The sequence below is a fragment of the Bythopirellula goksoeyrii genome (assembly GCF_008065115.1).
GTDB classification, from domain to species: Bacteria; Planctomycetota; Planctomycetia; order Pirellulales; family Lacipirellulaceae; genus Bythopirellula; species Bythopirellula goksoeyrii.
On record NZ_CP042913.1, the window covers coordinates 2,007,177 to 2,033,870 of the forward strand.

The following is a 26,694-nucleotide window of genomic DNA, read 5'->3' on the forward strand; positions in this document are numbered from 1 at the left end:
TACTACTTCGGTCGACTAGCCACACGCGTCTCCGTAAGTTGCTCCTGCCATTCTTTGACTAGCTGAAATGCCTCAAGCGGAGTCGTACCGTTCAGGTCCACTCCCCGAATCGTGTCCAGCAGCGGATGATCCATCGTCTCGAACAATGTCATCTGCATGGCATGTCCGTTTTTCGATTGCGGAGTGCGGAGTTCGGAATGCGGAGTGAGCGTATTATCGTGTTGGGCTTCGAGTTGGGCGAGGATCTCCTCAGCCCGTTGGTTCACTTCGCGGGGCACTCCGGCAAGCTGGGCCACGTGGATTCCGTAGCTCTTGTCGGCTGCGCCAGGGACGATCTGGTGCAGGAACACGACCTCACCTTGCCATTCCTGAACGGAGACATTCAAGTTGCGAAGCCCAGAGAGCGTCTCCTCTAGATCAGTCAGTTCGTGATAGTGCGTGGCGAACAAAGTGCGGCAGCCGATTCTGTCGTGCAAATCTTCGACCACGGCCCAAGCGAGCGACAAGCCGTCATAGGTACTCGTGCCGCGGCCTATCTCGTCAAGAATAACCAAGCTCCGCTCGGTGGCCGTATTAAGAATTCTTGCCGTTTCGGTCATCTCGACCATGAACGTACTTCGACCTCGCGCTAGATCGTCACTAGCACCCACGCGAGCAAAGATGCGATCTGCCACTCCAATCGTCGCACGCTTGGCCGGGACAAAGCTGCCGACTTGGGCCAATAGTGTGATCAGTGCCACCTGACGAATGTAAGTACTCTTGCCAGCCATATTGGGACCGGTAATGAGAAGAATTGCGGAATTCGGATTGCGGATTGCGGAATCACCATTTCCGCCTTCCGCCTTCCGCCTTCGGCCTTTATTGGTTGCCTCGCAACTCACATCATTCGGCACAAACGTTCCCTCTGGTTCCGTGATATCGAGGACCGGATGACGACCTTCGACGATGTCGAGGACCGGATCAGAACTGATCTCGGGGCGTACGTAGTTGCGAGCCCGCGCCAGCTCGGATAGTGAGGAAAGTACGTCGATCTCGGCCAAGGCATCGGCTGTGCCTTGTAGTCGGCGTGTTGCCGAAGCGACCAATTCACGTAATTCGACAAACAGTTCATATTCTAAGTCTTGTGAGCGCTCCTCAGCAGCCAGCACCTTTTCTTCGTGCTCTTTGAGTTCGGGAGTAATGAACCGCTCGGCGTTTTTAAGCGTTTGCTTGCGAATGAAATAGTCGGGGACTTTGTCTCGGTGTGTGTGGGTCACCTCCAGGTAATATCCAAATACCTTGTTGAAGCCTATCTTGATGCTAGGGATGCCAGACTCCTCGATGGCCTTCGTCTGGTACTCAGCCATCCAGCGTTTGCCACCTCGCATGAGCTCCCGCTGCTCGTCGAGCTCCGCATGAAAACCGGTTCGAATGAAACCACCGTCACGTGTCGTCAGCGGGCAATCCTCTTCCAGAGCTGCCTCTAGCCGTCCACGAATATCCGCACAGAGATCGATCCGCGATTCGAGTTGAGAAAGTCGTTCCGCTTTCCTCCCTGTCAGCTTGGCCTTCACTTTTGGCAGGCTGCTGAGTGTCCGAGCAACAAAACTCAGGTCCTGCGGAGTTGCACGACCCGTTGTGACGCGGGCTACTAGGCGCTGCATGTCGTAAATCGCTTTGAGTTCAGCGCGCACATCGGTGGTAACCGCCGGATGAGCAACCAGCTCGCCGACCGCCTCGAGCCGAGCATTGATCTGATCGACATTAGTCAAAGGGCTTGCAAACCAGTCACCCAGCATGCGCGCTCCCATCGAAGTCACTGTCCGATCGACAACCCCCAGCAAGGAACCTTCGCGGCGTCCCTCTCGCAAAGAATGCGAAATCTCTAGACTGCGGCGGGTTGCTTGGTCGATTTCCAGGGAAGTTCCCGTCCGATGAGGGAGCAGGGCGGCAATGTGGGTGAGAGAGGTTTTTTGCGTCTCGGTCAAATAGTCGAGCACAGCTCCTGCAGCGGAGAGGGCAGGGGAGTCCGATTCTTCAAAGCCAAAGCCAGAGAGCGACTGCGTGCCGAAATGTTTGGTGAGGGCTGTGAGTGCCGCTTCTGTGCCAAACGACCATGCTGGGCGACGAGTCGTCAAGCGACCTTCGCTCCACGACGCTGGAAGCGGGGAAGAATCCTCGCTGACGATGATCTCTACCGGGGCGACACGCGCCAACTCGTCTTCTAACTTCTCGCTCGGTATGACAGTTGCCTCGAAGCGGCCCGTGGAGATGTCGATCCAGGCAAGCCCGCAGTGTCCGTCGAACTTCGGCAAGTTGCGCGAAATCGCCAACAGGAAATTGCTTTCCGCTGGATTGAGCAGCGCGTCGTCGGTCACCGTGCCTCGACTCACCACGCGAGTGATTGCCCGCTTGACGATCCCCTTTGCCTGACGTGGGTCTTCCATCTGCTCGCAGACTGCGGCCCGTAACCCGGCGGAAATAATCTTGGTTAGATAGCTATCGAGCTGATGATGAGGAAAGCCAGCCATAGCGACGGGATTCTCCCCTTTGTCGCGACTCGTAAGGGACAACCCTAGCACTCGGGCGGCCGTCTTGGCGTCCTCAAAAAAAAGCTCGTAAAAGTCGCCCATGCGAAATAAGAGCAGCGCATCCCCAGCGGCCGCTTTCGCCTCGTGGTACTGCTTCATCATCGGGGTGGCTGACATGGTCGACTGCTCCAAAAAGTCGGAAGACAGCGACCCATACTAACGCATCCCAACAGGTCCTTGGAGGGGGGCAGGGAAACTATGGAAGGAATTGAGGGATAGGAAAACAATAGCGGCCGGAATTTGGTTTCGCGCCGTTCACTAGGCTCACTCGACCAGCAATTCCTCTTCGGCACCCTTATTGATTTCGAGATCGCCACTATCCTCGAGGCGGCGAATAATATCGACGATTTCCTGTTGTTTGGCCTCAACGGCTGAAAGCTTCACGGCCCCCAGGAATTCCAGCTCTTCTCGAAGCATGTCACCTGCTCGCTGTGACATATTGCCAAACACCTTCTCCTTGAGTTCCGGGCTAGCACCCTTCAAGGCCATTGACCACTGGGAATTATCAACATTCTTGAGCACGATTTGCATGTCTTTGTCGTTGAACTTGACCATATCTTCAAAGACAAACATCAATCTGCGAATTTCCTCGACCAGATCGGGGTCTTCCTGAGAGAGATTTTCTAAGAGTGTTCTTTCTGTTGAGCGGTCGGAGACATTGAGCATTTCTGCCACCGCCCCTACTCCGCCGGCGTTCTCGAAACTCTGACCCATGAGGCTCGACATACGGCGTTCGAGACCCTGCTCTACCTCATGGATAATATCGGGGCTGGTCTGCCCCATGGCCGCCACACGTTGCACGACGGACAACTGACGCTCGGTAGGAAGTCCCGCGAGTATCTCGGCTCCCGTCTGGGCCGGCAAGTGTGAAAGAATGAGCGCAATCGTCTGAGGGTGCTCATCCGCTACGTAGGTCAAAATATTCTGACTATCGACATGGCGCAGAAAAGAGAAAGGAACCTCTTCGATCGATTGTCGGATATTATCCAGAGTGGAATTGGCATTCTTACCCAGTGCCATCTGAACAAGTTGCTTGGCTCGGTCGAGACCTCCTGATTCAACAGAGCCTGAAGGATTTGACTCTGCAAATTGCAAGATGATTTGGTCTTGTTCTTCCGAAGGGACGCCCTTGAGTCGTGCTAGTTCAATCGAGACTGCTTCTACTTGCTTGGCATCCAGACGTGACAAGATGGCTACAGCCTCCTCTTCCGGTAGTGAGGCGAGCAAGACAGCGGCTTTGCGGAGGTCATTCATGCTAGTTCGTCAGACAAGAGTTCAGCGCAGCATTTGCGCCAGTGGAGTCTCAGAATTAGCATCGACTAGCCATTTGGGGAACTTAAGTAGAGTTTGATGATTGAGCCCGTGCTAGCATTGGTGTCATAGTCGCTAGGCTACGACCTCCGGGAGCCGTGTGCCGCGTTGCGGCCCGGCTAGGGGTTAGTTTCGTAGTATCCCCACTGGCCGTCGCATTCGTCTACGCCGACGCTGAGGCGTGAGGGTGTGCAGTCTGGCAGCGTTTCGAGCAGGAGGGTGGCGATATACTTCGCTAACAATTCTGCTGTGGTATTGGCCATCGGCAACAACACACAATCCTGCCGAGGGAAGACCCAACGTCGCACGCCGTGGGTTACTTCGACTTCCTCTCCTTCGACAGTGACTCCTATCGTCGGATGCTCCAGCGGAAGCAACATTCGGTGGTCGAGCGAATCAACAATCTTCTGCAAGGCGTCTCGGACCAGAATAAAATCAACGACATACTGGTTCTCGTCGAGTGGGCCGTTGACTTCGGCCGTCACGTGGTAGTTGTGTCCGTGCAAGGGTTCGCAGATGTCGCCATTGAACGTGATAAAGTGCGCAGCGCTAAAGACAAAGCGTTCTTTGCTGAGGCGGACATGAAAGGATTCAGACATAGCTAAGTACTCCAGGCGCTAACGCTTCTAGTCGCGCCAGCGACTAATAAAACCTTACAGGCCATTCTAGGCGATTCTCACGCAGGAGGACAAACAGCGCCGCCGCGATCAGGTCTGCCGATGTGCCCGGATTGCGGCGGTGGCCGTCGGTGCGGAGCGAGAAATCGAACTCGGCGATTTCTCGATCAAATAATTCGTCTCCGGGTCTGCCAAGTGAGAGGACATGTGCCGCCCGTTGTGATACTTGTTTGCTGATTTCGATTCCACACTTGCGGGTGATGAGGCTATCGGGGTGGTTTGCCAGCAACTCAAGGAAAGCTACGACGATTGACACACTAAGCGGCAAGCCGGCGGCAGAGATTCTTTCAGCCACCCAGAGTACCTGTTCAAAGTTGTTCGTGTATTGTCGTGCAACCAAGTCCCGCTCTGCTCCCGTTTGCATCGCGGCGAGGAGCGTGATATCGGGGGCCGGTTGATTCACATCGGCGTCGTCCACCTTGCCAAGCCCGCCTGGGTTGGCCAATCGAATCGCTTCGTAGGCGGTGCGAGTATCTGCGGCGGTCAATCCTGCCAATACTTCACCAATCCCGTCTCGAAGGGGAATATCTGTCCTTGCGGCTGCCAGCGGTGCCAAGAGCAGCACGGTACCCAAATAGGTATTCGTACCGACAGATGCATGGATGGCGGAGATACAATCGAGAATGGCTTGCCCCGCGCCGACCTTGCCAGCCGAGGCAATTGGCTGGCCAATCACAGCGGCACTCGTAAGAAAATCGGCGTAGGTGACATCCTCAAAATCAGCCCCCCGATAAACGTTCCCCGGTTTGGGAGCAGTGGCTTCCCAAATACAAGCCAATGTTGCACAGGCGGCAAGATCCGTCATCGATTTGCTCCAGTAGCCGCTTCAGCAGTGCGAGCCAAGAAGTCAGCCAAGAAACGTTGCGACTCCTCGGGAGCATCTTCGACAACCCAGTGACCAACATCGGCCAGTCGATGCACTTCGGCCTTGGGCCACACTTGGCAAAACTTCTCCAGACATTCCGGCGTGAAGCACCAGTCCTGCATCCCCCAGATCAAGAGTTGCGGTAGCCCGGCGAGACTCGGCAAGGCATCCTCAATCTCACCCAGGGTGTCCCAAGTTGGATGGCTTGCTGAGAGCGGAATGTCTTTCACGAATTGATGCACGGCAGCTCGACGCGTCCAACTGTTATAGGGTGCCAGGTAAGCCTCGGCGACTGCGGGATCAAGTCGAGTGGTTCGGGAGAGTGTCATCCGCAAAGACGCAAGCGAAAACGCATTACCACCCTGCAGCGCCAGTTTTCCGAACAGGGGCCACCGGCAGACGCGAATCCGCCAAGGGATGAACCAAGGCCGAAAAGCTCCCGTGTTGAAGAGCACGATCCGCTCAAACAGATCGCGCTCTTTGAGGAGCGTACCCAGCCCAATCGCTCCACCCCAATCTTGGGCTACCAGTGTCACCCGGCAGAGATCGAGATTGCGCACAAGTTCTGAGAGATTCTGAATATGATCCGCTAACCGCAAGGGACGCTTTTGAAGATCACTCAGCCCACAGCCGATGTGATCTGGGGCAATGCAGCGATAGCTGTCTCGATTTGCTTCGATCAACCGCCGCCAATGGAACGACCAGGTTGGATTGCCATGGACAAACAGCAGGGTCTGCTCTGCGTTTTCCGGACCTTCGTCCAGGTAGTGCATACGTCCGCCGGCCACCTCGCACCAATGACCGGTGAAGGGATAGAGTTGCTGCCAAGAGTCGCATTCGTCGGGTGGAGTCTTCAATGCTCTATCATTTAATTCGAGGCTGGGATTTTCATGGGGATACAAGCTTGATCCAAAGTAAATGAATTTTGAACCACAGAGGTCACAGAGGACACGAAGTTGGGACAAGGAGGGTCACCTAGAAAGCGATTGGTATTCTCTGTGTCCTCTGTGGTAAATCCTTCTTTGGTTTGAGTAACATTCTAACGACAATCCCTCCCGTCGTCGGCCCCCGGACTTTCGAGTTGTGACTAGTGTTGGCCATTTGGGTCGCTAACTATTTCGGGATCTTCTGGATAATGCGTCTACCGGGCAAGCGCGGTTGCATGCAAGCCAATAATCTTTGCTGCCTTGCTCGATCCTACGCACCATGGCGAGAGAACCATGGTGGCCCTCTCACGAAAACCAAAAACAAAATACAAAACTAAACTTCCGCACTGTGATTTCCTCGATGTTTTCTACGAATTTCCAAGTAGTTTTGTAGTACGAAACTCTCCCTCCTCGGTGTAAGACTACAAGAGACTTCGTGCAGTCAACTCCCCTGAAACCTACCGACGGATCTCTAGCCGGGCTCCCTGGAAGCGTGCTCTCAGCTTGTCAGGCTTCTGGCACTACTCTCCCGACAGAGGGCATTTGAGATTGGGCTCTCGACTTTGTTCTCAATCGTCAAACAACTAGCAGACGATGCAGCGAGCACCATTATCGCAATTCGTTGGCCAAATTCCACAACGATTTGTGGGCCACTTGTGAGGCAGGGACTATGAGCTGGGTAAGCTGAACGGGGAGAAAATCAGCCGCCGATAAATCCTGTCAGTCAGAAATTTACGGATTCGATGTGCTCCACTGAAGCAGCGAGGTGAACTTCGCGGCTTTGTACGATGAGGCGTCCTTTGGACAAGAGTTGTTGTCTGCCGGTTCTAGCAGCGGGTTTGGCACGGGTATGATGCTTACGGTCTTAGCTGTCTAAGTCACAGGATCAACTTTCCACTTTCAATCAGGCTTCGGTCCACCAGAGTAATAATATTCGCCCTCCGGCTTAAGTACAATTTGTTTCGCATTGGTACTGATCGAAGGTTTTCCATGATCCCTAGATTTCATGAATTTAGGGACATTTGTCAGCGTTATTGAATTCTTGGATTTCGACAAAGTCAATTCGGACGCACTCCCAAAGAATTCAAGGCGATCAAACCCTTTAATATTGAACTCCAATAGTAAATCACTTTGGGGCCTGAATACGATTTGATCTTCGAGGACCTCTAATTTTACTGGCCCTTGAAATGCAAGTTCGTAGTCCCGGAATTGGATTTCCGTTTCGCTTGTAACCATGTGAAACGAAAGACCCATAGCCAAGATTAAAGTAGCTAACGACATGAGGGACCTCCAAGAAAATATGGGGGTTAAAAAAGACCCGAGCAACCGACCCTTCTCGTCTTGAGACGCATCAACACCAGCTATGGATGCAACTGAGGGGGAAACGCTCCTAGCATGGGATGCTGGAGCCTAATTGGGGCAAATCTAACTTATCTTGCTCGCTCCAAAAAGTGCAGTTTCGCGGCCCCCCCCAAGTCCCGCTGCTTTATCGACCGCCGCTACCAACGGCTAAGTTCCGGGGTTTTGGAACGCCGCCGCTGGATATGCGGTGGCTGAAACGTCACGTTTTTGCAAGCATTGGGAACTCAAGATACAATTCTTCAATGGCGACAATCCACAGCCAGTAATCTAATATTCTCTCTTGTTAGTAAACTTTTCGACAAAGTGTTGGATTTGCCACTGCTGGGAGACTCTCGAATTATGCGACTACCCCAGCTACGCTTCTCTTTAAGAAGCCTTTTAATCCTGACAACACTTGTGGCTTTAACCACTTGGTGCATTGTGCGGCCAATCGTGAAGGAGCGACAAAATACACTCTTACTCGAACATCTTAATCAGTCTTGGGAGAAGCAACTCTCAACAACTCATTTGACAGACCTCGAATTAAAAGTTCGTTACGTGACTGGGAAAGTGAGAGGGGAATTGGGAGCGTCCAAGTCGATGAACCCCACTGAATTCCATAGCTTTGTGAAGTCCCTAAATCTTGATAAAAATGTTGACGCAATTGCTGATTTCTCGACTGCATTCAGGTCAGACTTACTAGAGGAACAAAAAGCCTGGACGACCTACCGGCTCAAAATACACGGAGGCGGATTTCGTTTTCAGATCGATGACGATGAATTACCTCCACAATCCCAATACATTCGTCGCAGCACACGAGTAGAACCGGGGGATTTGAGGTACGTTCCCCAATATCTTTTTACCACAGAAAGCACCAGCGTTCTGTACAAGCAGGATTGTGTGGAATTAACATTTGACGGCAAAAGGAATTATCGTCAGCTTTTAGTTGATCCGAAAAATGGTTTTGTCTTCAATTCATTCTTTGAGTCAAAAGTCAAGAAAAATGTGGGAAAAAAGACTCACGAAGTAGTCATTCAGCGGTCGCCAAAAGAGTATCATAGAGGAGTTATTTGGCCTTCGGTGTTCGTCAAGGGTGAATTTAGAGATGGCACTCTCTTTGAATATACGGCATACGTCGTTGAGGAGTCGATTTCTGATGGTTACTAGAGCAACACCAACCTTCGCTAACCTTCCGAGGATTTATCGACGAATGGCACTTAGATCTTCCGCAAGTCGTTGCGTAGAAATGACCTATGCAGAAATGGCCTCTCTTGCGTAGATGGTGTTTATCAACAACCTCATCACCCACAAGGAGGCCCAAGGATGGCCTCTTCTAACCAAGGACGGTTCCAGCAACAGATTAGTTTTCTCAGGCGTCAGTTTTTGCAGGGAGGCGGCGTTCCTTTCGCAGATGTGCTTTCCGAAGCGATTGGGACGCGCTCCGCTTTGTCGAGCTCCACTCGACAGCCGCGTTGCGGCAAACAATTTTGGCGGCAGCTTTTTGCCCAATTTCTGGCACCTTTGACGATCCGTCCTTCAAAGCGTACAAATAAGGGCAGGGCGAACAATCGCGGCTGTGGGTGAGGGGTCTCTGCAATGGGGGCCTTGCGAACCTGGTCAGGGTGGAGACACAGCAGCCATAAGCTAGTGCTTCTTTGTGTGGGGGCCTCTCACCGGCGGTCGCGATTGTTCCTGTTTTTTTCCGCTAAGCTGCCAGCGGCTTTGAGATTTCGATGACTGAGGAAGACCGATCTACGACCACTGGGGCAGATTATGTCGTCGTCGCACGTCGGTATCGCCCCCAGGGCTTCGATGAGCTGATCGGACAACAGCATGTGGCCCAGGCCCTGAAGCGCGCGATTTCCAGCGATCGGGTGGGGCATGCTTATCTTTTCACAGGGGCTCGGGGGGTCGGTAAGACCTCGGCGGCCCGCATCCTGGCTAAGGCCCTCAACTGTGAGCAGGGGCCAACCGCCACTCCGTGCAACGAGTGCGAGATTTGCGAGTCGATTGCCGCTGGTGATGACGTGGATGTCCTCGAAATCGACGGTGCCAGCAATCGCGGCATTGATGAGATTCGGCAGTTGCGGCAGAACGTGGCCGTTCGTCCCAGTCGATCTCGGCTGAAGATCTACATCATCGACGAAGTCCACATGCTCACCAAGGAGGCGTTCAACGCCTTGCTTAAAACGCTCGAAGAACCACCTGAGCATGTGAAATTTATCTTCGCCACGACCGAAGCGAACAAGATCCCGATCACGATCCTTTCGCGCTGTCAGCGGTTCGATTTTGCGGGTATTGAGTCGACGGCGATCCAGGAGCGGCTCGCCCAGATTGCCGAAGCTGAGGGAGTTACCGCCGAACCGGATGCGCTGCAGATTCTTGCCATGCGTGCCGCGGGTTCGATGCGTGATAGCCAATCGCTATTAGAGCAATTGCTTTCCGGAGGGGGCAATGCCATCACCACCGCCGACGTGACCGAGATGCTGGGAATTGCCCCAGCGGCACGGCTGAGTCAGTTGGTGCTCCCCTTGGTAAATCACGATGCCGCGACTGCCTTGGCGGAACTCGATGCCGCGCTTGCCGAGGGGGCAGACGAAAGCCAATTGATTGACCAGCTGCTGGGTTATTTCCGCGATGTGATGACCCAAGCGGTGGGCTGCGACGAAAGCCGCCTGCTCTATGCCTTGCCGAGCCAGTGGCAGGAAGTGCGAGAGATCTCCGAGCAACTGGGAGTTCACACGTTGCTGGCCATAGTACAGGTACTCGACCAGACAGCGGCCCGCATGCGGGTCAGTACTCACTCGCGAACTTTGGCCGAGATGGCAGTGGTGCGGATTTGCCAATTGGAAAACCTCGATGAGTTGGCAACGCTGCTGGAGCAACTCCGTGAGCTTCCCGCTGGGGCACGAGAAATGTCAGGTGGAATAAAAAAAAACGCAACCTCTAGCCAAGCCCGCCCTTCTCGCCCTGCCGCGGTAACGCGTCAGAGTTTGCCCGCACGAGAGACGCCTGCGTCGCCCACGACCGCTCGGCAGGAGTCCGTGGCAGCGGTAGCGGTGGAGAGTGCCCCGTCGAAGGAAATACGTGTCCCCACGGCTGAGAACGTTGAGCAGATTTGGAAACAGGCGCTCGATTCGCTCACCGGCATGGTCGCCGACCAGGCTTCGCATGTGGATGAAGTAACGGCCGATGCAGATGGGCGAATGGTGATCACATTCACCGAGAGCTTCTACCGCGATTGGTGTGAGCGACCCGCGAATCGTGCTCGGTTGGACGCAGCTCTCACAGAAGTCTGTGGACGCAAAGTGCCGTTAGTGTTGCAAGCGACAAAGCGTGATCCCGCGTCTTCAACGTCTGCGCCTCCCCCCTCGCGTCGCCAGAAACAGATGGAGTTAGTTTCTCAGCCGTTTGTGAAAAAGGCCATCGACCTCTTCGACGGCGATACGCAACGACTTAAGTACATTCCGCCGGCTGAAAAGAATTAGATCAGTTGGTAGGCAGTGTCACTGCGATGCGTTGCATCGCGGCTAACAATGAAAGAACTATTCATCAACTGTCAGCATCGTGCTGCCGTAAGACAGGAGTAAATCATGTTCAAAGGACTAGAAAACATTGCCAACTTGGGTGGTCTCATGAAGCAGGCCCAGGAAATGAGTGGCAAAATGAAGCAACTCACCGAGGAGTTGAAAGCCAAGCGAGTTGTCGGCTCTTCGGGGGCCGGACTCGTGGAAGTCGAAGCCAGCGGAACTGGCGAAGTGCTGGCCGTGCGCCTCGATCCCAGTCTCGTTGAAAAGCAAGACCGTGAATTGCTCGAAGACTTGCTTCCAGGTGCCATTAACGATGCTCAGCAGAAGGCAAAGGAACTCTACGCCAGCAAAATGCAAGAACTCACCGGCGGCATGAACATTCCCGGACTCGGCGACATGCTCGGCCAGCTGGGCGATGGGCCTGGGCAAAGTTGACATGACCAGCCTCTTGCTGTCATTTCGAGGTACTCCGAGGAATCTGGCCCGATCCCTCGGAGTACTTCGGGATGACGAAGTGTGAAATCCCGGGCATCCTCAGATACTTACCTCGCAATTTGTCAAGACAGGATTCGTGTCTTGTATCTCGTCGCCAGCATGGTTTGCTGCAAATAGCCCAGATTCTGGGCTATCACACTTTTCGCATTTCTACCGCTCCCAAACCGCAATAATACACTAGAATTGTGGTAGCCCGTCGGAGGGACAAGTTTGACCTTCGAGTAGCAATCACATTATGCTACAGATCGGAGACTTCGGCGGCGCGGACGGTTGAAGCCCCCACGTAATTCCTTGAACTTTAACGAGCAGTTTATTTCATGCGACTTTCATTCGGCCAACAGATGCAGATGGCTCAGAAGCAGGTGCTTGCACCGCGGATGATCCAATCGATGGAGATACTGCAGCTGCCGATCCTTGCTTTGCAGGAACGCATCGAGCAAGAGATGGAAGACAATCCTGTGCTCGACAAGGCAGAGCTGTCTGACGAGTCAACGGAAGTTGACGAGGATGCTTACAATTCGGATGCCCCGACCGAGTCCGAGAAAGAATTGGTTGTCAGAGATGACACCAACAACGAAGACGACTTCGAGCGACTCTTGAACATGTCGGACAATCTGCCCGACGAATACGAGGAGCGTAGCCGCCCCTCGCGTGGACAGATGGAGGCTGAGTCCGACCGACATCACGACGCCATGGCAAACATGGTGTCGCGCCCCGAATCACTTCTGGATTATCTCGATCACCAACTCAGCTGGTTCGACCTTGATGAACCTCTCCGGAAGATGTGCGAGCGAATAATTTACAACCTCGACACGAACGGCTATCTCAAGTCACCGCTAGAGGAACTCATTCCCCCCGCACCAACAGATATCAACGGCGATGCTCAGTCTTGGCGCGCTGAACAACTCAAGATTGCCGAATCGGCACTCGCCATCGTTCAACGACTTGACCCGCCAGGGATCGGTGCGCGCAACCTCAAGGAATGCCTGCTCCTGCAATTGACATCAGGCCTGCTGTTCTACGAAGAATTGCAAGTACTTATCGAAGACCACCTGGAAGACCTGGAGAACAATCGTCTTCCATTGATTGCCAAGAAAACCGGTTTCTCCATCGAAACAATCCAGGAAGCGTGGGAAGACCTGCGAACGCTCAAGCCGAAGCCGGGAGCGGAGTTCAACGAAACCTTCGCCCCCTCGGTAACGCCCGATGTCTATGTCGATCGCAAAGACGAGGGTGGCTATGAGGTCCGCTTGGAAGACACCCAGTTGCCGTCGCTCTACATCAGCAACACTTATCGCAATCTGCTCCAAGATCCCAACACCAACGCCGAAACCCGCGAGTACATCAAACGGAAAGTCAACTCGGCCCAGTGGATCATCGAGGCCATCGAACAAAGGCGAAGTACGCTCACCAAGGTTTCGCAGGCCATCGTCGATCATCAAACAAGCTTCCTCGACAACGGACCCGAACACATAGAACCCCTCAAGATGCAGCAGATTGCCGACAAAGTCGGTGTGCATGTCACCACGGTGAGTCGGGCTGTTGACGACAAATGGATGCAGACCCCGAGAGGAATTTTTCCGCTCAAGCGGTTCTTCGTAGGAGGCACCACTAGTGCTGACGGCGAGGAAGTCGCCTGGGACAAGGTGCGACTCAAATTGCAAGAAATAGTTGACAACGAAGACAAGACCAAACCGCTGAGCGACGATGCTTTGGTCGACGAGCTTGCTAAGGCGGGCATCACCGTCGCACGCCGCACGGTCACCAAGTATCGCAAAGCGATGGATATTCCCAGCAGCCGCCAACGGCGGGACTGGTCGAAGGAAAAGTGAGTTAACCGGTTCGCCACAACGGTTTGATCAGACTACCTGTGGTTTTCTACTACAAGCAAAAACAAGCTTTGCTTCATGCGATCGCTTATTGCATGGGCAATTGCTCGTCCTTCGACGGGTTTTCCACTGCCACAATTGCATCACGTAGGGGTCCTTGCGAAACTTTACGTATTCTCCGCAATATTTGTCTTTAAATGCGAGGGAATGTCGCAAGACCTCCCAGACTACCAACGGACGATTTCTCCTTCATTACTTTTCCAACAGGTCTCACTTTTGAACGGTGGAAAAAGTTTTAGATGGCCGGGCTGTGCGGTAGTTTACTAGCGCCAAAGCTAGTGTATAGTAGTGACCATGAAATGTCCTTTCTGCCGAACTGATAATGATCGCGTGATTGACTCCCGGGCTTGCCAGGATGGGTTTTCCATCCGTCGCCGAAGGGAGTGCCTCAAATGCAAGCGTCGGTACACGACTTATGAACGGATTGAGGAGTCCACTATCAAAGTGGTCAAGCGCGATGGATCACGCGTTCCTTTCACACGAGGCAAGATCAAGAGTGGTCTGGAACGGGCGTGCTGGAAGCGGCCGATCAGCGACCGCGAAATCGAACGGACCGTCGCCGCTATTGAGAACGATGTCTACGGCTCGTTTGAAACCGAGATCGACAGCCAGCGGCTGGGTGAGCTAGTCATGGAGCACCTTCGCGATCTCGATGAAGTGGCCTTCGTACGCTTTGCCAGTGTCTATCGCCAATTTGCGGACGCAGGCGACTTCGTCGCTGAAGTTCGTCCTTTTCTTTCGAAGGCGAAGTAGGTTTCCTCTACCTGCTCATCTTTCTTCTCCACCTGGACACTCGCCAACGCACGATTTAGAATCGTTAGGAGATTCTTGGGGCGGTAGCTCAGTTGGGAGAGCGCTGCGTTCGCAATGCAGAGGTCGAGGGTTCGACTCCCTTTCGCTCCACTAGAAAAACGATAGTTTTCAGTGACCGCTTGCCAAATGTGTGTAGTAAACTACACGGTTTTTGGAACGCAAACTGGTTTATCCGGTCTATTCCTAAGCTATCTTTGCTTTAGAGGACCAATACTTGAAAACTCCTACGCCCTGTAAACTTAAGTCTACCGGTACTCGGCACGGGTGGATTGACGACAAACAGCGATATCTTGGCAAGGATTAAACAGCGGCTACGGAAGATAACCCAATTCGGTGTTGTTGGCGAATTCACTGTTCGCCGCGAGATATTGTCAATAGTTGTGTTTTGAGTCAGGCGACTTCCTGCTGAATTCCGTCTACGAATTTCTTATTTCTTACCTTGGATGAGTGGGACGATTTTTTCGTGGCCGCTGAGCCTTCACCACTTCTTCTGAGCGGACTGGCCGATCTTGAACATCATGGTCAGGCTCGCTCGGCGACTCCCGCTTCCCTTGGTTCTTCGATGACGCAACCGGATTGTTGCAAACGTCGATTCGATCGGGTTGGTCGTACGTAAGTGCTTCCGATGTTCTGCTGGGAAGTCGTAGAACGGCAGCAACACATCACGATCTTTTTTCAAGCACGCACATGCGTCAGGGTTCTTCGCACCGTACTTTTCCAAGAAGGTGTCGAATGCGTTTCCAGCCGATTCACGAGTCTGGGCCATCCGGATTTCGTGGAGGTCCTCCTTGGCTTTCGGTAGCGCTCTCTTGGGCAGCTTGTTCAGCACGTTGGCCGTCTTGCGAACCCAGCAGTGTTGCTCATGATTTTCGCCGAAGACTTATCGTAGAGCAGCCCAAAAGCCTAACACCCCGTCACCAATTCCCAGCTTGGGAGCCATCGTCAAACCACGATGTTTGCGGTCGATCAGCAGTTTGTACCAACTCTGCTCGCTATCTCGCACGCCAACAACCACGGCAAGGAGTTCCTTCCGTCCATCGACCGGTGCGCCCATAACCTCTTGCCAGCCGATGACGGATAATAAGAAAATCCCAATGAAGTCCTTTCTGGGCATCACCGGACATAAGTGTACATCTGTAAGAGTAGCCGAGGCGGGAGTCGAACCCGCACGGGGGTTACCCCCCACTGGATTTTAAGTCCAGAGCGTCTGCCATTCCGCCACTCGGCCCCAAAAAAGTGCGGAGTGCAGATTGCGGAATGCGGAATGTTGGCCGCTTCGCGTTCTGCACTAGATTCTGGTGCGACTTCAGATTACTGTTTTGGGTGCGGTTCGCCAACCAAGGTTTGCGAGCTGTTTCTCGAATTTCCTCGTGCGATGCGGTGCTGAACTATGGAATATCCCGGTTGGAATGGGTTTCTCGGGACCCGTGCTTCGTTCATGCTCGACGCCGTGTGCTTGGGGATGGTCCTTGTGCTCGCCATTCTGGCTTGGAGCATTTGGCTTGTGAGGAAACAGAATAACTACCAGCTACACAAACGCGTACAACTTACTCTGGCGGGACTGCTGGTCATCGTGCTGACAGCTTTTGAGGTGGATATTCGACTACACGGCTGGGAGGAGCGCGCCGCGGGTGAATTGGGAGGCAGCCCCTCAAGTGGCGTTTACTACGTGCTTTGGGTTCATTTGTTTTTCGCCATCTCAACACTGGTCTTGTGGGTAATGGTAATCGTACGGGCCCTCAAGAATTTCCCGCGCCCTCCCCTGCCCGCTGAGCATAGCCAATCTCATCGTCGCTGGGCCTGGCTGGCGGCCATCGATATGCTGCTCACAACTTGCACCGGCTGGGTGTTCTATATGATGGCGTTTGTTTTGTAGCTGTTTGCATTTAGCAATTAGTTGTTAACCAGAGCAATTTTAGACTGCTCCGCTTGGTTTGTTCGTGTCTTGGCCGGCTTCGATGCGGTTGATGGCGTTGAGGAATGCTCTAACGCCAGCTTCGACCGTGTCGGTGGAAGCACCACGACCGCGATAGACTCGACCGTTGTGCTCCACTTCGATCAGAGATTCCCCTTGGGCATCTTTTCCTCGGCTGGCACTCTGGACCCGGAAATCTTTCACGACGACCGACTTGCCAGTTATTTTCTCGATGGCCAGAAACAAAGCATCGAGCGGTCCGTCCCCTTCGCTATTGGTCGCTTCCGACTCCTGGCCGCCGCGAGACAAGACAATCTTGGCCTGGCGGACTAAACCACTGGTAGCTTGAATTTCATAGGATACCAACTGCCATTGATCGCCAATTTCTGTATTTCGCTGTTCGATCAGGGCCGCAATGTCGCCGTCGTAGATCTCTTTTTTCTTGTCGGCGAGTTTCTTGAAATCGACGAATACCGCGTCGACTTGTTCATCGGTCAGATGGTAGCCGAGTGCCCTGCTGCGGTCAGCAAGGGCTGCTCGACCGCTATGCTTTCCGAGAACGAGGTCGGTCTTGGTGAAGCCGACATCTTCGGGACGCATAATTTCGTAAGTCGTAGGCTCCTTGAGCATGCCGTCTTGGTGGATCCCCGCCTCATGGGCAAAGGCGTTGCGGCCAACGATTGCTTTGTTGCGTTGAACCACCATTCCTGTAATGTTGGAGACCAGACGGCTGATGGGGACCAGTCGTTGGGTATTAATTCCTGTTTCAGCCTGATAGTAGTCGCTACGAGTTCGCAAAGCCATTACGGCTTCTTCCAGGGAGCAGTTTCCAGCCCGCTCGCCGAGGCCGTTGATCGTGCATTCGATTTGTCCTGCACCATTTTCGACGGCTGCGAGACTATTGGCGACGGCCAATCCCAAATCATTGTGGCAATGGACGCTAAGCACCGTCTGATCGATGTTCGGCACGCGGTTTACAAGCATGTGGATCACTTCGGCAAATTGAGTTGGCGTGGCGTAACCGACCGTGTCCGGGATGTTGACGGTCGTGGCCCCCGCGGCGATGGCCGCTTCGACCACTTGGCATAAGAAGTCGTGCTCGGTGCGGGCAGCATCTTCGGGGGAAAACTCGATGTCATCGCAGTAGCTCTTAGCCCGCTTGACCCCTTCGACGGCCCGACGAATGATCTCCTCCTTGTCCATGCGGAGCTTGAACTCACGGTGGATGGCACTGGTCGCCAAGAAGACATGGATCCGGGTGTTAGAACCGTCCTTGAGAGCCTCCCAGGCACGATCGATGTCGGCCTCTCGACAGCGGGCCAAGCCACAGATCGTGGCCCCCGAAACCGTGCCAGCAATCTCTCGCACGGCTTCAAAATCTCCAATCGAGGTGATCGGGAATCCCGCTTCGATGACGTCTACGCCCAAATCAACCAATGATTGTGCGACCTCCAACTTCTCTTTGAGGTTCATGCTGCAACCAGGCGATTGTTCACCATCGCGCAAAGTCGTGTCAAAAATCGTGATCTTTCGCGGCATTTTAGTGGTCATGACTGCTTGTGAATTACTTGTGGTTGGTGATTTGATAGCCGCGGCTCTACAAGTCGCCGGAAATCATGTATCGACAATAAAAAAACCCTGCGGCCGAAGGGCCTCAGGGTTTGATAACTTTTCTTGATAAAGTGCCGTTACGAACCCTAAGCCCTACTCTTGATGAGCGGTAGTAGTAGCAGGGTTAGTAAGGACAAAATCGCCATAATTACGTAAATATTCGGTTGGCCGAGGATCGAACTTTGAAGTATTCTCTTAACAACTTTAGCTGAGAGCCTGGGGGCCGTCAAGGTTCGGTGGTCAACGCAAAAAATCGTGAGATTCTGAAGTGTTGGATAAAGGTAAGCATTTGGATCTCTTCTCCGGCGATGCCGGAAATCAGCGATCGTCTCCAACTTCGGTGAAGCCGTTTCTCGGCGTCAATTTTGCCTGCTGCGGAGTCTACTCGCGGGTTTATCCCAATACGGAGCGAAGTGCCTATGTGGGCCACTGTCCCCGCTGTGCCAGAAAGGTGCGGTTCGAAATCGGTCCCGGCGGAAGTGATTCTCGGTTTTTTACCGCTCAGTAGGGTGGGCACTCCCCCGTCATTCCCGCGCAGGCGGGAATGACGGAATTGGCTACTGCTTCTCCATTTGCTCCTGGATCCAAGCTTCCAATTCCTCCAGATCAACAGGCGGAAGCGAGCCAATGTCTGGTCGTAGCCGCTTGGCTTCCCGCTCGTAGACGTGGTGGATTTCGGATTGAGCCTTGTCGGTGTTCCAGTGCAAGAGAATACGAATGCACATCGGGAGTCCGCCGGGGACCGTCATCTCGTGACCACACAACAGAGGCACATCCAGAAGCCCTAGCTGTCGGGCCGCTAACGCGGGAAACTCGGCGTTGATATCCGGGGTTGTGGAAAAAAAAGCACTGGCAAGGTCGCAGGTTTGAATGCCATTTTGTCGCAACATCAGGGCAAGCAATTGTCGGGTAGCCGAAAGGATCTCCTCGCGGTCATTCTGCTGAAGGGTAGTTGCTCCACGGACACCACGGCAAGGCATGAATGAATCTCGCGAAATAGGGAAAAAGAAGGGATCACTGGCTCTCTGACAGCAGACTAACTCCTGGCCATCCGGAGGGTAAGCCAGTCGCCCGTTCAGCCTTATTATAAAACGCCAAATTCCGAATATGCGAGGGATATTCGCAGTTTGGGAAAACATTGCCGTCTTTGCCCGGTTTGACTCTGCCTCTCTGAAAAATGTTTTGCCTTATTCTTTCTGACCCGTTGACAGCCTGCGTCCCAGTGGTAGAATTTCGGGTCTCGCATGAACTTGTTGTTCGCAACAGGGTCTTGTGAGAAATGCTCCAGCACGGAAAATAAGTGTTGGAGTTTGTTTTGCTCTTTGACAATTCGGTAAGTGACTTCTAACAATTTCTTGAGGTTGTGAGTTCCTCTTTGTAGGTGCTCATAATTCTTGAGTGAAATGCCAGCACAAGACTGTACGATTGTCGGTGCGGAGTAATTCCCCGCAACGACATTTTTCAGATTCTACAATTAGGCTCTTTAGCTGAGTTTACTCAGTTTAAGTATACATTAATTGAAGGGTTTGATCCTGGCTCAGAATGAACGTTGGCGGCATGGATTAGGCATGCAAGTCGAGCGAGAAGCTAAAGTTTGAAACTTCGGTCGATTACTTTAGTGGAAAGCGGCGCAAGGGAGAGTAACGAGTAGTTATCTACCCCAGGGTCCGGAATAGCTGCGGGAAACTGCAGGTAATGCCGGATAATATCCCCGGATCAAAGGTGTGATTCCGCCCTGGGAGGAGACTGCTTTGTACTAGCTTGTTGGTGGGGTAATGGCCTACCAAGGCTACGATGCATAGCGGGCGTGAGAGCGTGGCCCGTCTCACTGGGACTGAAACACTGCCCAGACACCTACGGGTGGCTGCAGTCGAGAATCTTCGGCAATGGGCGAAAGCCTGACCGAGCAATGCCGCGTGCGGGATGAAGGCCTTCGGGTTGTAAACCGCTGTCAGTTGGGAGGAAGGGTCCGTGAAGAGCGGATCTTGACCTATCTTCAGAGGAAGTCCGGGCTAAGTTCGTGCCAGCAGCCGCGGTAATACGAACCGGACAAACGTTATTCGGAATTATTGGGCTTAAAGGGTGCGTAGGCGGTGCGGTAAGTGCGGTGTGAAATCCCACGGCTCAACCGTGGAATTGCGCTGCATACTGCCGTGCTAGAGGGAGACAGGGGTAAGCGGAACTGATGGTGGAGCGGTGAAATGCGTTGATATCATCAGGAACACCAGTGGCGAAAGCGGCTTACTGGGTCTCTTCTGACGCTGAGGTACGAAAGCTAGGGTAGCGAACGGGATTAGATACCCCGGTAGTCCTAGCCGTAAACGATGAGCACTTGACTGAGGGCCCCCCCATAGGCTCTCGGTCGCAGCGAAAGTGTTAAGTGCTCCGCCTGGGGAGTATGGTCGCAAGGCTGAAACTCAAAGGAATTGACGGGGGCTCACACAAGCGGTGGAGGATGTGGCTTAATTCGAGGCTACGCGAAGAACCTTATCCAGGCCTTGACATAGTTGGATGCTGCCCATGAAAGTGGGTTAGTTGCCTTCGGGTGAAACTTCTACAGGTGCTGCATGGCTGTCGTCAGCTCGTGTCGTGAGATGTCGGGTTAAGTCCCTTAACGAGCGAAACCCTTGTTCTTAGTTGCCAGCGCGTCATGGCGGGGACTCTAAGAAGACTGCCGGTGTTAAACCGGAGGAAGGTGGGGATGACGTCAAGTCCTCATGGCCTTTATGGTCTGGGCTGCACACGTCCTACAATGGCATATACAAAGGGATGCTACCTCGCGAGAGCAAGCAAATCCCAAAAAGTATGCCCCAGTTCGGATTGCAGGCTGCAACTCGCCTGCATGAAGCCGGAATCGCTAGTAATCGTGGATCAGCATGCCACGGTGAATATGTTCCTGAGCCTTGTACACACCGCCCGTCAAGCCACGAAAGTGGGGGGGGCTTAAAGTCGCCAAGCTAACCGTAAGGAGGCAGGCGCCTAGAGTCAACTCCGCGATTGGGACTAAGTCGTAACAAGGTAGCCGTAGGGGAACCTGCGGCTGGATCACCTCCTTTCTAAGGATTTCTTAGAACGTCAACTCGAGGACTGGTCGCTTTAGCGACCAGTAACCAGAAGTTGATGAAATCTTCTTTATCGGTGACGATATTGAAAAACATGGGGACAGTCCTTGTGATGGCATAGAAGTCAGCTGCGAGCCGTGGGGTTCATCCCCTCGGTATTAAAGCAAACGAACCGAATTGATAATTGAGAAACCCGGTCCAGGGATAGCCACCTTGGATCGGGTTTTTTTATGCGCTCAGAATGGCATTGGGCTTAGATCAAGACACGCAGAGAGACCACAGACCATTCTTGATCCCACAACTCTCAATGTCATTTGCATGTTCACCGAATGCACAAGATCTAAAGATTGATGTGTTGGCAACATACCCCCTCAAGTTCACCTATGGCTATGCAGCCTACACCATTTGCACTCCGACAAGGGCCAGCCTGCAAACTGGCTGAAATCCCGCTCGTCCACTACATAACCCAGCGCAGCCGGTGACCGCAACCGAATATCAATTAAACGCAGAGATCGCCGAGGCGCAGAGGAGGGATTATAAGGATTCTCTGCGTATCTTCGCGACTCCGCGTCCTCTGCGTTTAGATAATTTTTGTAGGCTGCGAAGAATTGAACTGTTAGTAGCACGGAGTGGTTTGGTGGGCTCTATCGTCGGTAAGCTCAGAAAGGTCGATTTTCGGAGAGTTTCAAGATGCGCCCTTAGTTGCCGACAAGCTATCTCGAGTACTTGCCGCTTGAGGAGCTAACCACACCCGAATTATTGCAAGAGTACAGTTACAAGTGGTTCGTTGCCGGAAAGTGGTGCCTCGGAGATGCCGCGTATTATCCAGAGCAGCAGGGTTACGAATATAGCGATCTCTTGCTGAGTCGTAGATTCATGAACTCTCCAACCTATGATTCGACTTAAGCTCGTTTCGCCCATATAATAGTGAATTACGTGGGAATTAGCTCATCCGCCACGCACTTCGTTCGATATTGTCCAATGAAACTGCTTCTTTCAATTGTAGTTATCCTCGCCAGCCTGTTTAGTACACCCTTGGAAAGCACATGGGGCGATGGTCAGTCTGCATCCATCGACTACAACTTCGACATCAAACCGATTCTGTCGGACAGGTGCTATACCTGCCACGGCCCCGACGAAGAAAACCGGCAGGGTGGTTTTCGGCTAGATCAACTCGAAAGTGCCACTGGGGAAGCCGATTCGGGCGAGCATCCTATCGTGCCTGGCGATCCGGAGAGTAGCGAGCTAATTAGTCGAATCACCTCGTCCGATCCAGATATGCGAATGCCTCCGGTCGACTCGAATCTCTCGATGACGGAAGAAGAGATGGGACTCCTCCGCCAATGGATCGAGCAAGGTGCCGAGTGGAAAGCCCACTGGTCCTTTTTGCCCTTAAACGCAGCTGAGGTTCAACCAGTAGAGCAAACCGATTGGCCTCGAAACGAAATCGATAGTTTTGTGCTGGCTAAGCTGCAAACAGAAGGATTATCGCCTGCTCTTGAAGCGAACCGATCTACTTTGATTCGTCGCTTGACCTACGACCTAACTGGGTTGCCACCAACGCTTGAGCAAATAGATGCATTCGAAGCGGATAAGTCACCTGAGGCTTACGAAAAGCTAGTCGATCGCCTGCTCGCTTCGTCCCGCTACGGCGAGCGGATGGCGGTCGATTGGCTGGACCTGGCGCGTTACGCAGATACCTACGGCTACCAAGAGGACCGTTATCGTGAAACATGGCCTTGGCGTGATTGGGTAATCAAATCGTTCAATGAAAACATGCCCTATGATCAGTTCATCACTTGGCAACTTGCGGGCGACCTCTTGCCTGATGCCACGGATGAGCAAATCCTCGCTACTGCATTCAATCGCCTGCATCGCCAGACCAGCGAAGGAGGGAGTGTCGAAGAAGAATTCCGCACGGAGTATGTGGTCGATCGCGTGGATACATTCGGAGCAGCTTTCCTGGGTCTCACTATAGGCTGCGCCCGCTGTCATGACCATAAGTTCGATCCGATATCGCAGAAGGAGTATTACCAACTTTTTGCGTTTTTCGACAACATCGACGAAAGTGGACTCTATTCCTACTTCACGTCCTCGACTCCGACGCCGACGATGACGCTTACTACCGAGGAAGAAAAACAAACTCTTAAGAATCTCCGAGATAGAATTGCCCGAGCTCAAGAGGAGCTAGATAACACGATAGTCGACCAACGTGCCTCCTTTGACGTTTGGCTAAATACTTCACCTAGCCACACGAAGTCCGTTGGTTTGATTGGCGACTTCTCCTTGGACAGGCTTGAGGGAGAGAATGTGCCCAATCGCGCCCAGCCAGAGCAGACAGGTCAATTGGACGAGAATCCCAAGTTTGTCGAAGGAAAACATGGCAAGGCGCTGAAGTTTAGCGGAGAAAATAATTTCAGTACGAGAGTGGGTGGAGATTTTACGCGGTGTGACCCTTTCACGATTAGCTTGTGGGTGAAGACGCCAGACGTGAAAGATCGTGCTGTCATCTGGCACCGTAGTCGGGCATCAATCGATGCAGGAAGTCGTGGGTATGAACTCCTAATCGAAGATGGCAAGATGACCGCTTCACTTGTGCATTTCTTGCCTGGTAACGGAATCGTGATTCGGACTGAGCAGCTATTCCCCATCGACCAATGGGTGCAGGTAACTGTCACGTATGATGGTTCGAGTCAGGCTGATGGCCTACAAATCTATTGGGACGGACAACCAATGAAATGTAATGTAGAGCGTGACAACCTGACTCGCCAAATTGTGTACACAGATGAATCTAACGAAGTCGATACGAACAAAGTCGCCGAAATCGCACACCAATTGGTGCTGGGTCAACGCTTCCGCGATCGAGGCTTTATGGGGGGGCTCGTCGACGAATTGAAAGTCTATAATCGAGAGCTAAGCGAATTGGAAGTCGCAAGTTTGCTTGACGACGCGAAAACAATTCAGCAGTTGATCAAGAAGGCTCAACAACGGTCGCCTCAGGAAACGGATCAACTCTACGATTATTACCTTCGCAACCACAGTTCAGAATACGCCGTGAAACTAGCTGCGCTGTATGAAGCCCGCAAGGCCTATGCAGATGCCTATGACAAGACTCGCCAGCTTATGGTGATGAAGGAGATGCCCGAGAAACGTCCGACGTTCTTGTTGGCTCGGGGAGCGTATGATGCTCCTGCCGATCCCGTCTCTGCAGCCACGTTGGACTGTTTGCCTCCTATGGGTGATAGTCTGCCAAATAATCGATTGGGGCTCGCCCGTTGGCTAACTGGTTCCTCTCAAGCCCTGACTGCCCGGGTTGCTGTGAATCGATTTTGGCAATCGCTGTTTGGCGAAGGCTTGGTTGCGACTCCGCTTGATTTCGGAAGCCAGGGGACGTTGCCCACGCATCCAGCGTTGTTGGATTGGTTGTCTGAATCCTTTGTGGAGTCGGGATGGGATGTTAAGAAGCTTATGAAGACTATTGTGATGTCAGCAACCTATCGACAATCCTCGGTATGCGAACCAGAACTTCGAGAGCGCGATCCACTGAACACACTCCTGGCAAGGGGACCTAGGCATCGATTATCTGCCGAAGCAATCCGGGACAGTGCATTGTTTACCAGTGGGCTCCTGATTGAGAAAATCGGGGGACCTCCTGTCAAACCCTATCAGCCTGCTGGCTTATGGGAGGAAAAAGGCTCGGCAACGTACGAACGAGACAAGGAAGAAGGGAGTCATCGCCGCAGCATCTATTCATTTTGGAAACGCACGTCTCCACTTCCCTCGATGATGACGTTTGACGCCTCGGATCGAGAGGTGTGTGTCGTCAAACGGCAAACAACCGCCACCCCACTCCAATCCTTGGTGCTTCTGAACGACCCACAATACGTGGAAGCTTCCCGTGCCTTAGCAGACAAACTCAGTGAACGTGCCGATAAAGACATAAGAGAACAAGTCAACCTGGCGTTTGAGAAGGTGACGAGTCGACTCCCTACACTAGCAGAGCTGGACATCCTGCTGGATCTTTATGCCGAGCAATTCGAGATGTTTCAGAGCGAGCCAGAGAAAGCCGACGAATTTCTCAAGATTGGTGACTACCGCTACCAGACGGAAAAGAATGAACCCTCCTTGGCAGCACTCACCGTTGTTGTCGAAGCGATTATGAACCTTCATGAATCGGTAACGAAGCAATGAATACTTCCTACAATCACAATTCGTCTGATAGCGCTGCAGCGATCACTCGGCGTCATTTTTTCTCAAAGTCCAGCGCGGGACTCGGCTCGGCAGTGCTCGCGAACTTGCTTGGCACAGAAAAAGTGGCGGCCTCAGCATCCTCGGATGCTGCGATGGATGGCGTGTTGAAGGGGCTGCACCACGCTCCCAAGGCCAAGCGAGTGATCTATCTATTCATGAGTGGTGGTCCTTCGCAAATCGACATGTGGGACCATAAGCCCCTGCTCCGCGCAAGAAATGGCGAAGAGTTGCCCGCGGAAGTGAGGATGGGACAGCGACTTACAAGCATGTCGGGCAATCAAGCGAGTTTGCCCCTGGCAGGATCCATCTTTGATTTCAAACAGTACGGTGCCAATGGCACTTGGGTAAGCGACTTATTGCCTCACACGGCCAAAGTGGTCGACGAGTTGTGCTTGATCCGATCAATGCACACCGAGGCCATCAATCATGATCCTGCGATTACTTTCTTCCAGACCGGATCACAAATAGCCGGCAGACCTTCCATCGGTGCCTGGCTCAGCTATGGGCTGGGGACATCCAATCATAATCTGCCCACCTTCTGCGTCTTGGTGACCAAGAACAAGGGGGGCCAACCTCTCTATGCGCGCCTATGGGGCAGCGGCTTCTTGCCCTCAGTCCACCAAGGGGTGCAGTTCCGGCCCGGAAAGAACCCGGTGCTCTACCTTAACAACCCCAGTGGTATTTCTGCGGCGAGTCGACGCAACATGCTTGACCACATGCGAGAACTCCACCAACTCCAATTCGATCAAACCCTCGATCCAGCAATTTCGGCTCGGATAGCTCAGTACGAGATGGCATATCGCATGCAAACCTCGGTTCCTGAGGTTGCCGACCTCTCGGAAGAGCCAGACCATATCTTTGATATGTACGGTCCCGATTCCCGCAATCCGGGTACCTTCGCCGCCAATTGTCTATTGGCGAGAAAACTGGCCGAGAAAGACGTCCGCTTTATCCAGCTTTTCCACCGCGGCTGGGATCAACATAGTACTCTGCCTAATTCCATTAAGGTGCAATGCCAAGAAACCGATCAGCCCTGCGCTGCCTTGATTCAAGACCTGAAGCAACGCGGCATGTTGGAGGACACGCTGGTTATCTGGGGCGGAGAATTCGGCCGCACCAGTTATAGCCAAGGGAAGCTAACTGCTACAGACTACGGCCGTGACCACCACCCGCGTTGTTTTACCATGTGGATGGCAGGGGGTGGAATCAAACCGGGGCTTGTTTACGGTGAAACAGACCCTTTCAGCTACAACATTGTCGACAAGCCCGTCCATGTGCACGATCTACACGCGACGATTCTACATCAACTCGGGATCGACCACGAACGACTCACCTACAAGTTCCAAGGACGACGCTATCGTTTGACTGATGTGCATGGAAACCTTGTAAATGATTTACTGACCTAATTAAAAACAATGGCTGTAGATTGCTCCTCACT

16 protein-coding genes, 2 tRNA genes, 1 rRNA gene, 1 other RNA gene and 1 pseudogene are annotated in these 26,694 nt (G+C 53.0%); 12 read left to right on the top strand and 9 right to left on the bottom strand.

Translation table 11 applies throughout. From position 1 onward, the window contains the following. Positions 1–2: 2 nt before the first annotated feature. From mutS to Pr1d_RS08025, 5 genes are all read right to left on the bottom strand, one after another. Positions 3–2,687, bottom strand: a complete 2,685-nt coding sequence (mutS, locus tag Pr1d_RS08005; RefSeq protein ID WP_148073051.1) for a DNA mismatch repair protein MutS — start codon at positions 2,685–2,687, stop codon at positions 3–5. A gap of 147 nt (positions 2,688–2,834) precedes the next feature. After that, positions 2,835–3,824 carry a flagellar motor switch protein FliG gene (gene fliG, locus Pr1d_RS08010; RefSeq protein WP_148073052.1) on the bottom strand — a complete coding sequence of 330 codons (990 nt, stop codon included), beginning with the start codon at positions 3,822–3,824 and terminating at the stop codon, positions 2,835–2,837. A gap of 176 nt (positions 3,825–4,000) precedes the next feature. Then, entirely contained in the window at positions 4,001–4,480 is a 480-nt protein-coding gene (locus Pr1d_RS08015) for a 6-pyruvoyl trahydropterin synthase family protein (protein WP_148073053.1), read from the bottom strand. A 43-nt stretch (positions 4,481–4,523) separates the two neighbouring features. Next, positions 4,524–5,363: a triphosphoribosyl-dephospho-CoA synthase gene (locus Pr1d_RS08020; protein WP_148073054.1), complete on the bottom strand. Its 840-nt coding sequence runs from the start codon at positions 5,361–5,363 to the stop codon at positions 4,524–4,526. Next, the gene (locus Pr1d_RS08025) at positions 5,360–6,280 is read right to left on the bottom strand and encodes an alpha/beta fold hydrolase (RefSeq protein WP_238476656.1); all 921 of its coding nucleotides are present in this window, start codon (positions 6,278–6,280) and stop codon (positions 5,360–5,362) included. Before Pr1d_RS08025 ends, Pr1d_RS08020 begins: the two co-directional genes overlap by 4 nt. Positions 6,281–8,290: 2,010 nt before the next feature. Between Pr1d_RS08025 and Pr1d_RS08035 the strand changes: the two genes are divergently transcribed. From Pr1d_RS08035 to Pr1d_RS08065, 7 genes are all read left to right on the top strand, one after another. Next, entirely contained in the window at positions 8,291–8,857 is a 567-nt protein-coding gene (locus Pr1d_RS08035; protein WP_148073055.1) for a hypothetical protein, read from the top strand. Positions 8,858–9,271: 414 nt separating this feature from the next. Then, positions 9,272–9,366: signal recognition particle sRNA small type (ffs, locus tag Pr1d_RS08040), an RNA gene on the top strand. A gap of 57 nt (positions 9,367–9,423) precedes the next feature. Next, a complete protein-coding gene (gene dnaX / locus Pr1d_RS08045; RefSeq protein ID WP_148073056.1) occupies positions 9,424–11,178 on the top strand; it encodes a DNA polymerase III subunit gamma/tau in 1,755 nt (584 codons plus the stop codon). 105 nt (positions 11,179–11,283) lie between these two features. After that, positions 11,284–11,655, top strand: coding sequence for a YbaB/EbfC family nucleoid-associated protein (locus Pr1d_RS08050; RefSeq protein WP_210417921.1), 372 nt, complete (start codon positions 11,284–11,286; stop codon positions 11,653–11,655). 377 nt (positions 11,656–12,032) lie between these two features. After that, the gene (gene rpoN, locus Pr1d_RS08055; RefSeq protein ID WP_148073057.1) at positions 12,033–13,547 is read left to right on the top strand and encodes an RNA polymerase factor sigma-54; all 1,515 of its coding nucleotides are present in this window, start codon (positions 12,033–12,035) and stop codon (positions 13,545–13,547) included. Between the two features lie 351 nt (positions 13,548–13,898). Next, the gene (gene nrdR / locus Pr1d_RS08060) at positions 13,899–14,357 is read left to right on the top strand and encodes a transcriptional regulator NrdR (RefSeq protein ID WP_148073058.1); all 459 of its coding nucleotides are present in this window, start codon (positions 13,899–13,901) and stop codon (positions 14,355–14,357) included. 77 nt (positions 14,358–14,434) lie between these two features. Then, positions 14,435–14,507, top strand: a tRNA-Ala gene (locus Pr1d_RS08065). 391 nt (positions 14,508–14,898) lie between these two features. On the opposite strand, the pseudogene Pr1d_RS08070 reads toward Pr1d_RS08065, so the two are convergent. Then, positions 14,899–15,474 (bottom strand): annotated as a pseudogene (locus Pr1d_RS08070) (IS256 family transposase); the annotation flags it as partial. 86 nt (positions 15,475–15,560) lie between these two features. After that, positions 15,561–15,645 (bottom strand) — tRNA-Leu (locus Pr1d_RS08080). A 162-nt stretch (positions 15,646–15,807) separates the two neighbouring features. On the opposite strand from Pr1d_RS08080, the gene Pr1d_RS08085 reads away from it, so the two are divergent. After that, positions 15,808–16,293: a DUF420 domain-containing protein gene (locus Pr1d_RS08085; RefSeq protein WP_148073061.1), complete on the top strand. Its 486-nt coding sequence runs from the start codon at positions 15,808–15,810 to the stop codon at positions 16,291–16,293. A gap of 39 nt (positions 16,294–16,332) precedes the next feature. Here the strand turns inward: Pr1d_RS08085 and Pr1d_RS08090 are convergent, their stop codons facing one another. Next, positions 16,333–17,883, bottom strand: coding sequence for a 2-isopropylmalate synthase (locus Pr1d_RS08090; RefSeq protein WP_148073062.1), 1,551 nt, complete (start codon positions 17,881–17,883; stop codon positions 16,333–16,335). A gap of 328 nt (positions 17,884–18,211) precedes the next feature. On the opposite strand from Pr1d_RS08090, the gene Pr1d_RS08095 reads away from it, so the two are divergent. Then, the gene (locus Pr1d_RS08095; protein WP_148073063.1) at positions 18,212–18,451 is read left to right on the top strand and encodes a hypothetical protein; all 240 of its coding nucleotides are present in this window, start codon (positions 18,212–18,214) and stop codon (positions 18,449–18,451) included. A 49-nt stretch (positions 18,452–18,500) separates the two neighbouring features. Here Pr1d_RS08095 and aroH read toward each other — a convergent pair whose 3' ends face one another. Next, entirely contained in the window at positions 18,501–18,923 is a 423-nt protein-coding gene (gene aroH, locus Pr1d_RS08100) for a chorismate mutase (RefSeq protein WP_148073064.1), read from the bottom strand. A gap of 534 nt (positions 18,924–19,457) precedes the next feature. Between aroH and Pr1d_RS08105 the strand changes: the two genes are divergently transcribed. The 3 genes from Pr1d_RS08105 to Pr1d_RS08115 all read left to right on the top strand — a co-directional run bounded on the left by Pr1d_RS08105 (position 19,458) and on the right by Pr1d_RS08115 (position 26,662). Continuing rightward, positions 19,458–20,999, top strand: a 16S ribosomal RNA gene (locus tag Pr1d_RS08105). A 987-nt stretch (positions 21,000–21,986) separates the two neighbouring features. After that, positions 21,987–25,196 (top strand): DUF1553 domain-containing protein, encoded by a 3,210-nt coding sequence (locus Pr1d_RS08110; protein WP_148073065.1) that lies wholly within the window; start codon positions 21,987–21,989, stop codon positions 25,194–25,196. After that, complete coding sequence (locus Pr1d_RS08115; RefSeq protein WP_148073066.1) at positions 25,193–26,662, top strand: DUF1501 domain-containing protein; 1,470 nt, start codon at positions 25,193–25,195, stop codon at positions 26,660–26,662. Before Pr1d_RS08110 ends, Pr1d_RS08115 begins: the two co-directional genes overlap by 4 nt. The last annotated feature ends 32 nt before the right edge of the window (positions 26,663–26,694 follow it).

Bases quoted from the DNA above. Each gene is read 5' to 3' on its own strand.
- mutS (WP_148073051.1), bottom strand. From the start codon at position 2,687: ATGTCAGCCACCCCGATGATGAAGCAGTACCACGAGGCGAAAGCGGCC.
- fliG (WP_148073052.1), bottom strand. From the start codon at position 3,824: ATGAATGACCTCCGCAAAGCCGCTGTCTTGCTCGCCTCACTACCGGAA.
- Pr1d_RS08015 (WP_148073053.1), bottom strand. From the start codon at position 4,480: ATGTCTGAATCCTTTCATGTCCGCCTCAGCAAAGAACGCTTTGTCTTT.
- Pr1d_RS08020 (WP_148073054.1), bottom strand. From the start codon at position 5,363: ATGACGGATCTTGCCGCCTGTGCAACATTGGCTTGTATTTGGGAAGCC.
- Pr1d_RS08035 (WP_148073055.1), top strand. From the start codon at position 8,291: ATGAACCCCACTGAATTCCATAGCTTTGTGAAGTCCCTAAATCTTGAT.
- dnaX (WP_148073056.1), top strand. From the start codon at position 9,424: ATGACTGAGGAAGACCGATCTACGACCACTGGGGCAGATTATGTCGTC.
- Pr1d_RS08050 (WP_210417921.1), top strand. From the start codon at position 11,284: ATGTTCAAAGGACTAGAAAACATTGCCAACTTGGGTGGTCTCATGAAG.
- rpoN (WP_148073057.1), top strand. From the start codon at position 12,033: ATGCGACTTTCATTCGGCCAACAGATGCAGATGGCTCAGAAGCAGGTG.
- nrdR (WP_148073058.1), top strand. From the start codon at position 13,899: ATGAAATGTCCTTTCTGCCGAACTGATAATGATCGCGTGATTGACTCC.
- Pr1d_RS08085 (WP_148073061.1), top strand. From the start codon at position 15,808: ATGGAATATCCCGGTTGGAATGGGTTTCTCGGGACCCGTGCTTCGTTC.
- Pr1d_RS08090 (WP_148073062.1), bottom strand. From the start codon at position 17,883: ATGACCACTAAAATGCCGCGAAAGATCACGATTTTTGACACGACTTTG.
- aroH (WP_148073064.1), bottom strand. From the start codon at position 18,923: ATGCCTTGCCGTGGTGTCCGTGGAGCAACTACCCTTCAGCAGAATGAC.
- Pr1d_RS08110 (WP_148073065.1), top strand. From the start codon at position 21,987: ATGAAACTGCTTCTTTCAATTGTAGTTATCCTCGCCAGCCTGTTTAGT.
- Pr1d_RS08115 (WP_148073066.1), top strand. From the start codon at position 25,193: ATGAATACTTCCTACAATCACAATTCGTCTGATAGCGCTGCAGCGATC.